Raw genomic sequence first — 10121 nt, 5'->3', positions numbered from 1 at the left:
AGCTACGCTGCGCGGACCGGTCCGACCAGGGTCGTGGTGCGGGGCGCCGCGTCGGTGACGGCCTTGGCCAGCTCGGCGGGAACATCGACGGTGTTGATCGGGGCGAGGGGAGTGCGGGACACGGGGGTCTCGGCGGCACGGAAGACTCCGTGGCTCGTCAGAGTCGAGACGATGTCGCGGGCTACCGACGCGGCGAGCACGGTGTGGAAGATGTCGTCGGTGTCGGTCGAACTGCGCCGCGTGATGGCGAACGAGCCGTACGGTCCGAAGTTCTCCATGAGGGTCTGGTTCACCAGCTCGGAGAGGCGCTGCTGGTTCGCCTCGTCTTGCCGTTCTGCCTTTGCGCGTCGTCGCCATCCGAGCATTTGTCACACCTTCCACCACGGTCGTAAGAGCAGTGTGCGCCGTGCCGCTTCGGATGGCCTGCAGACACGCCGCGATCCCGCCCAATAGGCGGGATCGCGGGTGATTCTCGGGCGTGTCGAAGTCGCTCGGCTACGCCTTCGGCCCACCGGTCGGGTCGAGGTCGTCCGTTCGGATCTCCTCGGCGACGGCGCCCCCGTAGCCGTCCTTCTCCGGGTCACCGTGAAGGCCACCCGAGAGCGCGTATTCTTCTTCCGGCGACAGCACGAGCTGCTTGCGTCCCCAGACCGCGAATCCGACGAGGATCAGCGCGTAGACGATCACGATCGCGATGATCGCCGGCTGGAATGTGACGTTGAGAAGGAACCCGAGGAAGATGAGGGCCGAAATGACGCCAGCGATCACCGCGCCCGGGATGCCCCACGGGCTCACATAGGGACGCTTAGCATTGGGGAACTTCTTGCGCAGGATCACGAAGGAGATCATCTGCAGCAGGTAGGCCACGACGGCGCCCCAGACCGCGATGTTCAGGATGATCGCGCCGGCGACGGCGCCCGCGCCCTCCTCGTCGACCTTCGAGAGGATGTCGAGCACGATGAGTGCGACGAAGCCAATCACGGCACCCACGGTGAGGGCGACCCACGGCGTCTGTCGTTTTCCGGTGAGCGAGAAGAACTTCGGGTAGTAGCCGGCGCGGGAGAGGGAGTACATGTTGCGTCCGTAGGCGAACATGATGCCCTGCAGCGAGGCGAGCAGACCGATCAGGGCGAAGAGCGCCAGCGCGGCCGCGGCCTGATCGCCGACGATGGCGCGGAAGCCGTCGAGCAGCGGCTCCGCCGAGACGCCCATCTTCTCCGCTCCGATGACGCCGGTGTTGAGGAACAGGATGAGCAGTCCGGTGACGATCAGCGTTCCGCGCGCCCAGAATCCTGCCTTGGGGATGTCACGCACCGGGTTGTGTGCCTCCTCCGCCGCGAGCGGGAGCTCCTCGATGCCGAGGAAGAACCACATGGCGAAGGGGAGTGCGAAGAGGATCGGCACGACGCCGTGCGGGAGGAACGACGACTGGCCCGGGTCGGGCTCGATGTTGAAGAGGCTGTCCCAGCTGAAGAGACCGGAGAAGGCGGCCATGGCCGAGAAGACGAGCAGGATCGCGATGGAGATGATGGAGACGACGATGGCGAACTTGAATGAGATGGCGGCTCCGGCCGAGTTCAATGCGATGAAGACCACGTAGAGCACCAGCCACCAGATCCACATGTTGTCAGAGAGGTCGAAGTTCAGAAGCTCGGTCGTGATGCTGTTCGCGTACTGTGCCGAGAAGAAGACGATCACGCCGGTCGTCGCGACGTACTCGATCGTCTCGGCGAGGCCGGTGACGAGTCCGCCCCAGGGGCCCATGGCCGATCGCGCGAACGAATACGCGCCTCCGGTGTGGGGCATGGCCGCGGCCATCTCGCCGATCGAGAAGATCATGCCGTAGTACATGACGATGAGCAGCGCGAAGGCGATGAGCATGCCGCCGAAGCCGGCGAAGTCGATGCCGAAATTCCAGCCGGAGAAGTCGCCCGAGATGACCGCCGCGACGGCGAGCCCCCACAGCCCCCAGATACCGGCCGACCTCTTGAGCGTGCGTTTCTCGAAGTACCCGTCTGCAGCCTTGCTGTAGGTGACGCCGGAACGGCGGGTCTTGCTGTCAGTCACGTGGATCCTCCGGTAGCTCGTTGTCTCGGCAGTGCACAGCGGAACGCCATCGGCTCCCTCGCACGAATTGACCACACACTAGCGTTCTATTGGTTGGTTGGCACCACCTTTGTGTGTAAATTGCGTGTTACGAGTGCCCGACCGAATGCCGACTGAGCCGCCGATGTCGTGTGGTGTAATGGTCGGGTCGACGGGGTTCTGCAGCGCGGGGCCTACCCGCGGCGACCATCGACGAAGGAGTACACCGTGGCATCCACAGGAGGAAATCTCACGCTCGACGCCCTGACCGCTCAGGTCGCGGCCGGCGAGATCGACACCGTGATCGTCGCGTTCACCGACATGCAGGGCAGGCTCGTGGGCAAACGTCTCTCGGCCCGGCTGTTCGTCGAGGACGCCGCGTCGCACGGAGCCGAGTGCTGCAACTATCTGCTCGCGGTCGACGTCGAGATGAACACCGTCGACGGCTACGACATGTCGAGCTGGGAGCACGGCTACGGCGACATGGCGATGATGCCCGACATGTCCACTCTGCGCTCGATCCCCTGGCTCCCCGGTACCGCCATGGTCACCGCAGATCTGCACTGGCTCGACGAAACGCCTGTCGAGCCGTCTCCCCGACAGATCCTCGCTGCCCAGATGAAGCGGCTCGCAGACCAAGGTCTCGAGGCCAAGGTCGCCACAGAACTCGAGTTCATCGTGTTCGACGACAGCTACCGCTCGGCATGGGCCAAGGGGTACCGGCAGCTGACGCCGGCCAGCGACTACAACATCGACTACGCGCTGCTCGCCTCCACCCGCATGGAGCCTCTTCTCCGAGACATCAGAGTCTCGATGGACGGCGCGGGCATGTACTGCGAAGGCGTCAAGGGCGAGTGCAACCTCGGCCAGCAGGAGATCGGCTTCCGTTACGACGACGCGATGGTCACGTGCGACAACCACTCGATCTACAAGAACGGGGCGAAGGAGATCGCCGACAGGCACGGCAAGTCGCTCACGTTCATGGCCAAGTTCAACGAGCGCGAGGGCAATTCGTGCCACGTGCACATCAGCCTCAGAGGAACCGACGGCACCGCCGTCTTCAGTAACCCGGATGCCGAACACGGCATGTCCACGATGTTCCGTCACTTCATGGCCGGCCAGCTCAAGACCCTGCGCGAATTGACGCTCTTCTTCGCGCCCAACATCAACTCCTACAAGCGCTACGTCGACGGTTCGTTCGCCCCGACCGCCGTGGCGTGGGGCCTCGACAACCGCACCTGCGCTCTGCGTGTGGTGGGCAAGGGTTTCGGAATGCGTGTCGAGAACCGCGTTCCCGGAGGTGATGTGAACCAGTACCTGGCGACGGCTGCGCTCATCGCGGGCGGCCTCTACGGCATCGAGAACGAACTCGAGCTCGAGGACGCCACCGCGGGCAACGCCTACACATCCGGTGCGCCGCGGGTTCCCACCAACCTGCGCGACGCCGCAGAGCTGTTCGCGTCGAGCGAGATTGCACGCCAGGCGTTCGGCGACGAGGTCGTCGACCACTACGTCAACAACGCCCGCATCGAACTCAAGGCATTCGACTCCGCCGTCACCGACTGGGAGAGGATCCGCGGCTTTGAGCGCCTCTGAACGGTTGCCCGTGATCGGGCTCACCACCTACCTCGAGCGCGCCAAGACCGGGGTCTGGGATGTGCCCGCCTCGTTTCTGCCGAAGGTCTACTTCGACGCGGTCGAGAAGGCCGGGGGCATCGCAGTACTTCTTCCGCCGCAGGCCGTCAGCGACGCGATCGCCGACCGCCTGCTCGACTCGCTCGATGGACTGATCCTCACCGGAGGCAAGGACATCGAGCCGTCCCGCTACGGGCAGGAGGCGCATCCAGAGACCGACGAGCCGAGGCCCGATCGCGATGCGTGGGAGGACACGCTTCTGCGTCGCGCGATCGAGCGCGAGATTCCGTTCCTCGGAATCTGTCGTGGCGCCCAGATGCTGAACGTCGCGCGCGGGGGAACGCTGCACCAGCACCTGCCCGACGTCGTCGGTGACCGTCGCTACCAGGCGGGCGAGGGCGTCTTCAATCACGTCGAGGTCAGCGTCGAGCAGGATTCGCGCCTGGCGGGCCTCCTCTCGGACACGATCGATGTTCCCGTCTACCACCACCAGGCGATCGACACGCTAGGCGACGGACTCGTCGTGACCGCGCGCACCCCCGACGGCACGATCGAGGCCGTCGAACTCGACTCGGTTCCGTTCGGCGTCGCCGTGCAGTGGCACCCCGAGGAGTCGCGCGAAGACATCCGACTGTTCGCGGGCCTCATCGAGGCCGCGAGTAAGTACCGAGCACAGGAACAGGACAGCCCGAACGCATGAGCAGCTACACCGTGATCAACCCCGCAACCGAAGAGGTCGTCACCGATGTCGAGCTCTTCGACGTCGTGGGCACCGACGACGCCATCGCGCGGGCTGCGGATGCGCAGAAGACGTGGGCGCGCCGGGCTCCGGCCGAGCGGGCGCAGACCCTGCGCGATTTCGCGGCGGCCGTCGACGCGAACGTCGAGGCCCTCGCCCAGCTGGAGACCCTCAACTCCGGCCATCCGATCGGCCAGGCCCGCTGGGAGGCGGGACACGTGCGCGATGTGCTCACCTATTATTCGGCCGCGCCGGAGCGGCTGTTCGGCAAGCAGATCCCCGTTGCGGGCGGGCTCGACGTGACGTTCCACGAACCGCTCGGAGTCGTCGGAGTCATCACCCCCTGGAACTTTCCCATGACCATCGCCGCGTGGGGTTTCGCGCCCGCGCTCGCGGCCGGCAATGCCGTGGTGCTGAAGCCCGCGGAGTGGACACCGCTCACCTCGGTGCGGCTCGCGGAGATCGGTCGTGAGGCCGGGCTGCCCGACGGGCTCTTCCAGGTGCTTCCCGGCCACGGCTCGGTGGTCGGCGAGCGCTTCGTCACGAACCAGACCGTGCGCAAGGTGGTCTTCACCGGATCGACCGCGGTCGGCAAGAAGATCATGGCGGGCAGCGCCGATCAGGTGAAGCGCGTGACGCTCGAGCTCGGTGGCAAGAGTGCCAACGTCGTGTTCGCCGACTCCGACCTCGAGAAGGCCGCCGCGTCGGCGCCGGCGGGCGTCTTCGACAACGCGGGTCAGGACTGCTGCGCACGGAGCCGGATCCTCGTCGAGCGCGGTGTCTACGACCGCTTCATGGAACTGCTCGAGCCCGCCGTGGCCAAGGTCGCCGTCGGAGACCCGCGCGACGAGTCCACCGAGATGGGCCCACTCGTGTCGGCGAAGCATCACGCGTCGGTGAGTTCGTACGTTCCCGACGACAGCCAGGTCGCCTTCCGGGGATCGGCGCCCACCGGGCCCGGCTACTGGTTCCCTCCCACCGTTCTCACGCCCGGCCGCAACGACCGCACGGCGACTGAAGAGATCTTCGGCCCGGTCGTCACGGTGCTTCCGTTCGACGACGAGGCAGACGCGGTCTCGCTCGCGAACGCCACGGAGTACGGCCTGTCTGGAAGCATCTGGACCCGCGACGTCGGCCGCGCCCTGCGCGTCTCACGCGCCGTCGAGGCGGGCAACCTCTCGGTGAACTCGCACTCCTCGGTTCGCTACACGACGCCCTTCGGCGGCTTCAAGCAGTCTGGCCTCGGCCGTGAGCTCGGCCCCGACGCACCCCTCAGTTTCACCGATACAAAGAACGTCTTCATCGCCGTAGAGGAGCTCTCATGACCGACCTGCCCACCATCGACCTCACGAAGCGGCTCGCCGGCAAGGTGGCGGTGATCACCGGGGGCGCCAGCGGAATCGGCTTCGCCACGGCACGCCGTTTCGCCGCCGAGGGTGCCACCGTCGTCATAGGCGACATGGATGCCGCATCGGGCGAGCGCGCGGCCGAGGCCGTCGGCGGCCTCTTCGTGCAGGTGAACGTCACCGACGAGGCCCAGGTCGACAACCTGTTCAAGGTCGCATTCGACACCTACGGATCCGTCGATGTGGCCTTCAACAACGCCGGGATCTCGCCCCCCGACGACGACTCCATCGAGACCACCGAGCTTCCCGCCTGGGAGAAGGTGCAAGACGTGAATCTCAAGTCGGTGTACCTCTGCTCGAGGGCCGCACTGCGCTACATGGTTCCGCAGAAGCGCGGGTCGATCATCAACACGGCATCGTTCGTCGCCGTCATGGGCTCGGCGACCTCGCAGATCTCGTACACGGCGTCGAAGGGCGGCGTTCTCGCCATGTCGCGTGAGCTGGGCGTGCAATTCGCCCGTCAGGGTATCCGGGTCAACGCCCTCTGCCCGGGCCCGGTGAACACGCCGCTGCTGCAGGAGCTGTTCGCGAAAGACCCGGCTCGGGCCCAGCGCCGACTTGTGCACATTCCGCTCGGTCGCTTCGCCGAGCCGGAGGAGCTGGCCGCCTCGGTCGCCTTCCTCGCCAGCGACGACTCCTCGTTCATCACGGGCTCGACCTTCCTCGTCGACGGGGGAATCAGCTCCGCCTACGTGACGCCCGAGTAGCGGGCGGCGACGCGATGACCGACTCCGCGAGCGGGCCGCATCCGGATGCCGCGGGCCTGGCCGGCGACGCTCTGTTGCGTCGGGTGCGCACCGGCAATGCCTTCGAAGACACCGTCTCGAGGCTGCTGCAGACCATCCGGCTCGGGGTGGTCTCGCCGGGGGAGGCCCTTCCGAGCGAGCGCGATCTCGCGCTGCGCTTCGGGGTGAGCCGAGACACCGTGCGCGATGCGATCAAGGCGCTCGCGGATGCCGGCTTCCTCGTCTCCCGACGCGGACGCTACGGCGGAACGTTCGTGAGCGACCGGGTTCCGCTCGTCGGCCTGAGCAGCGTGCTCGACGACACGGCGTCGCAGCCGGAGCAGGTGTCGCAGGAGGACCTCGACGACGTGCTCGGTCTGCGCGGCATCCTCGAGGTGGGCGCTGCGCGGGCGGCCGCCGATCGAGCGCTGACCAAGGCGCAGCGCGAGCTGCTGTGGACCAGCCTGCGTGAGACTGCCGATGCCGCGGTCGACGACTATCGGCGCTTGGACTCGCGTCTGCATCTTGCGATCGGCGAGCTGGTCGGCGTTCCGTCGCTGATGGCGCTGCTCGCCGACAACCGGATGCGCGTCAACGAGTTCCTCGACCACATCCCGCTGCTCGAGCGCAACATCGCGCACTCGAACGAGCAGCACGAGCAGATCGTGCTCGCGATCCTCACCGGCGACGCCGAGAAAGCGGCCGCCGCGATGCGCGAACACCTCGAGGGCTCGGAGGCCCTGCTGCGCGGGTTCCTCGCCTGACTACTACTTCGCGTTGAGCTCGCGCGCGTCGTCGTCTGCCTGCATGACGCTGCCGACGGCGAGGGCGACGGTGATGCCCCAGCTCACCCACATGAGAACGAGGCGCCAGTCGCGCGGCCCCTGCCTGGTGGTCTGCAGCACGGACCAAGCGCCGACGACGGCACCGATCACACTCGAGTTGAAGATGAATTTGCGCATACGAGCCTCCGGGGTCAGGTCTTCAGGCTAGCCGCTCTGTCGGTGCGTCGGCTCGGGGTATCGAATGCGCGGCGTCGTCTTGTATAGCGCATCGCTCGGCAACCCGATGGGCGAACGCGGGCGGCTGGTAGCCTGATCACTGGTCTACACGGTCGATGCCTTCGTCGGCCGCAAACGAGGAGTTCACCATTTCCATGGACGAGGCCGCATCGCGGCCGAACACCCCTGTCGGTACCTACGATCTCGTCGTCGTCTCCAACAGGCTCCCTGTCGACAAGGTGACCCGCCCAGACGGCAGCGTCGAATGGCGCACCTCGCCCGGCGGCCTCGTGACCGCGCTCGAGCCGGTCATGAAGCGGGCCGACGGCGCCTGGGTCGGGTGGGCCGGCGTCGCCGACGACGAGTCCGAGCCCTTCGAGCACGACGACATCTCGATCGTTCCCGTCACCCTCAGCGCTGCCGATATCGAGGAGTACTACGAGGGATTCTCGAACGACACCCTGTGGCCGCTCTATCACGACGTGATCGCGCCGCCCACGTACCACCGCGAGTGGTGGGAGTCGTACGTGCGTGTCAACCAGCGCTTCGCCGAGAAGGCCGCGTCGGTCACGGCGACCGACGGCACGGTGTGGGTGCAGGACTATCAGCTTCAGCTCGTGCCGAAGATGCTGCGAGAGCTGCGCCCCGACCTCACCATCGGCTTCTTCAACCACATTCCGTTTCCTGCATACGGCATCTTCTCGCAGTTGCCGTGGCGGGCTCAGATCATCGAGGGGCTCCTCGGGGCCGACCTCATCGGGTTCCAGCGCGCCGCTGACGCGGGCAACTTCACGCGTGCCGTACGTCGGCTGCTCAGCTTCACGACCAAGGGCACGGCGATCGATGTGCCGATCGACGAGCAGATCTCCGAGGCGATCGAGCCGGCCCGAGTCTCGACGTCGAGGAGGGGCAGCCTGGTACGCACCGTGCACGCGCGGCACTTCCCCATCTCGATCGATACAGAGAGCTTCGAAGACCTCGCTCGTCGTCCTGACATCCAGGCCAGGGCGAAGGAGATCCGCGCCGGTCTCGGAAACCCCAAGGTCGTCATGCTGGGCGTCGACAGGCTCGACTACACGAAGGGCATCGGCCACCGGCTCAAGGCGTTCGGCGAACTCCTCGCCGATGGCACGGTTGCGGTCGAAGACGTGACGCTCGTGCAGGTCGCGAGTCCGAGTCGCGAACGCGTCGCCGCCTATCAGCAGTTGCGCGACGAGGTCGAACTCACCGTCGGGCGCATCAACGGCGACTACTCGAGCATCAGCCACACCGCGATCAGCTACCTTCACCAGGGGTACCCGCGAGAAGAGATGGTCGCGCTGTACCTCGCCAGCGACGTGATGCTCGTCACCGCTCTGCGCGACGGCATGAATCTCGTGGCCAAAGAATATGTCGCCAGCCGAATCGACGACGACGGCGTTCTCGTTCTCAGTGAGTTCGCCGGCGCTGCCGACGAACTGAAAAGCGCGCTCCTGGTCAATCCCCACGACATCGACGGGCTCAAGGAGTCGATCCTCGAGGCGATTCACATGAACAAGGGTGAACGCACGAAGCGGATGCGCGCGCTGCGTAAGCGGGTGCGCGACTACGACGTCTCACGCTGGTCGACGGCCTTTCTGTCGACTTTGACCGATCCGAGCGGCACGCCTTCGTATGTCGCGACCAAATGGGGAGCATCCGACCGATGAGCACTCCGTCGACCGCGGCCGACCGCGTCGCCGAGACCGGCATCCAGCCCGACGAGACCGATGAACTGATCGTGCGACTGCGTGAACTCGCCCGCACCGAACGTCTGCTCGTCGCGCTCGACTTCGATGGCACCCTCGCCCCCGAGGTCGACGTTCCGAGCCACGCTCGCGCGCTGCCCGAGGCGAGGCGAGCGGTGCTCGACCTGCTGAAGCTCGATTCGACCCGCGTCGCCCTCATCTCCGGTCGAGCCATGGAGAGTCTCGAGCAGGTGAGCGATCTTCCCGACGATGTGCTGCTCGTCGGCTCGCACGGGGTGGAGATCCGGCTCGACAGCCCCACGCGGCTCACGCTCGACACGCAGGAACTCGCGCAGGTCGACGTGCTCAGCGAGGTGCTCGAAGAGGTGGCAGACCGCGTCGACGATGTGTGGATCGAGTCGAAGCCGGCAGGTTTCGCCCTGCATACCCGTCTCGCATCAGAAGAGGGCAGCAGGCAGGCCCATCTCATGGCGCTGGCCGAGACGAAGTCGGAGATCGAGGGTCTCACCGTGCGCGAGGGCAAGAACGTGCTCGAGTTCTCGATCCGATCGACGACCAAGGGCGAGGCGTTGCTGCACCTCAAGGAGTACACGAAGGCCACCGCCGTTCTCTACGCGGGCGACGACGTGACCGACGAAGACGCGTTCGCAGTGCTGCGCAGCGGTGACTTCGGTCTGAAGAGCGGGTCGGGAAAGACGATCGCGGAGTTCCGCGTGAGTGACGAGGCCGAGGTCGCCCAGGTGCTCGCTCTGCTCGGCCAATTCCGAGCCGAGGCGCACATCTCTGCTAGCTGAGTGGTTCTA

10 protein-coding genes are annotated in these 10121 nt (G+C 66.2%); 7 read left to right on the top strand and 3 right to left on the bottom strand.

The window, feature by feature from the left end; genetic code table 11:
- Positions 1 to 2 precede the first annotated feature (2 nt).
- Together ASE64_RS02165 and ASE64_RS02160 are read right to left on the bottom strand one after the other, a co-directional pair.
- The gene (locus ASE64_RS02165) at positions 3 to 365 is read right to left on the bottom strand and encodes a hypothetical protein (protein WP_055775279.1); all 363 of its coding nucleotides are present in this window, start codon (positions 363 to 365) and stop codon (positions 3 to 5) included.
- A gap of 130 nt (positions 366 to 495) precedes the next feature.
- Positions 496 to 2067 carry an amino acid permease gene (locus tag ASE64_RS02160; protein WP_055775276.1) on the bottom strand — a complete coding sequence of 524 codons (1572 nt, stop codon included), beginning with the start codon at positions 2065 to 2067 and terminating at the stop codon, positions 496 to 498.
- 246 nt (positions 2068 to 2313) lie between these two features.
- Between ASE64_RS02160 and ASE64_RS02155 the strand changes: the two genes are divergently transcribed.
- The 5 genes from ASE64_RS02155 to ASE64_RS02135 are packed head-to-tail and all read left to right on the top strand — an operon-like array spanning position 2314 to position 7354.
- Entirely contained in the window at positions 2314 to 3681 is a 1368-nt protein-coding gene (locus ASE64_RS02155) for a glutamine synthetase family protein (RefSeq protein WP_055775273.1), read from the top strand.
- Positions 3668 to 4420, top strand: a complete 753-nt coding sequence (locus ASE64_RS02150; RefSeq protein WP_082465834.1) for a gamma-glutamyl-gamma-aminobutyrate hydrolase family protein — start codon at positions 3668 to 3670, stop codon at positions 4418 to 4420. The genes ASE64_RS02155 and ASE64_RS02150 overlap by 14 nt, the downstream gene beginning before the upstream one ends.
- Positions 4417 to 5784: an aldehyde dehydrogenase family protein gene (locus ASE64_RS02145; protein ID WP_055775266.1), complete on the top strand. Its 1368-nt coding sequence runs from the start codon at positions 4417 to 4419 to the stop codon at positions 5782 to 5784. Before ASE64_RS02150 ends, ASE64_RS02145 begins: the two co-directional genes overlap by 4 nt.
- Positions 5781 to 6572, top strand: coding sequence for a 3-oxoacyl-ACP reductase (locus ASE64_RS02140; protein WP_200920079.1), 792 nt, complete (start codon positions 5781 to 5783; stop codon positions 6570 to 6572). The genes ASE64_RS02145 and ASE64_RS02140 overlap by 4 nt, the downstream gene beginning before the upstream one ends.
- 14 nt (positions 6573 to 6586) lie before the next feature.
- On the top strand, positions 6587 to 7354 hold the full coding sequence (locus ASE64_RS02135; RefSeq protein ID WP_055775263.1) for a FadR/GntR family transcriptional regulator: 768 nt from the start codon (positions 6587 to 6589) through the stop codon (positions 7352 to 7354).
- Between the two features lie 3 nt (positions 7355 to 7357).
- Here the strand turns inward: ASE64_RS02135 and ASE64_RS02130 are convergent, their stop codons facing one another.
- A complete protein-coding gene (locus ASE64_RS02130) occupies positions 7358 to 7552 on the bottom strand; it encodes a hypothetical protein (RefSeq protein WP_055775260.1) in 195 nt (64 codons plus the stop codon).
- Between the two features lie 194 nt (positions 7553 to 7746).
- On the opposite strand from ASE64_RS02130, the gene otsA reads away from it, so the two are divergent.
- Together otsA and otsB are read left to right on the top strand one after the other, a co-directional pair.
- Positions 7747 to 9279, top strand: coding sequence for an alpha,alpha-trehalose-phosphate synthase (UDP-forming) (otsA, locus tag ASE64_RS02125; RefSeq protein WP_055775257.1), 1533 nt, complete (start codon positions 7747 to 7749; stop codon positions 9277 to 9279).
- A complete protein-coding gene (gene otsB, locus ASE64_RS02120; protein WP_055777295.1) occupies positions 9276 to 10112 on the top strand; it encodes a trehalose-phosphatase in 837 nt (278 codons plus the stop codon). Before otsA ends, otsB begins: the two co-directional genes overlap by 4 nt.
- The last annotated feature ends 9 nt before the right edge of the window (positions 10113 to 10121 follow it).

Origin of the sequence: Agreia sp. Leaf210 (assembly GCF_001421485.1) — a bacterium.
Taxonomy (GTDB): Bacteria; Actinomycetota; Actinomycetes; order Actinomycetales; family Microbacteriaceae; genus Agreia.
This window is presented reverse-complemented; position numbering and strand designations above follow the sequence as displayed.

What these genes read in the sequence shown, in the direction of transcription:
- ASE64_RS02165 (WP_055775279.1), bottom strand. Translation starts at nt 365, where the DNA reads ATGCTCGGATGGCGACGACGCGCAAAGGCAGAACGGCAAGACGAGGCG.
- ASE64_RS02145 (WP_055775266.1), top strand. Translation starts at nt 4,417, where the DNA reads ATGAGCAGCTACACCGTGATCAACCCCGCAACCGAAGAGGTCGTCACC.
- ASE64_RS02140 (WP_200920079.1), top strand. Translation starts at nt 5,781, where the DNA reads ATGACCGACCTGCCCACCATCGACCTCACGAAGCGGCTCGCCGGCAAG.
- ASE64_RS02135 (WP_055775263.1), top strand. Translation starts at nt 6,587, where the DNA reads ATGACCGACTCCGCGAGCGGGCCGCATCCGGATGCCGCGGGCCTGGCC.
- ASE64_RS02130 (WP_055775260.1), bottom strand. Translation starts at nt 7,552, where the DNA reads ATGCGCAAATTCATCTTCAACTCGAGTGTGATCGGTGCCGTCGTCGGC.
- otsA (WP_055775257.1), top strand. Translation starts at nt 7,747, where the DNA reads ATGGACGAGGCCGCATCGCGGCCGAACACCCCTGTCGGTACCTACGAT.
- otsB (WP_055777295.1), top strand. Translation starts at nt 9,276, where the DNA reads ATGAGCACTCCGTCGACCGCGGCCGACCGCGTCGCCGAGACCGGCATC.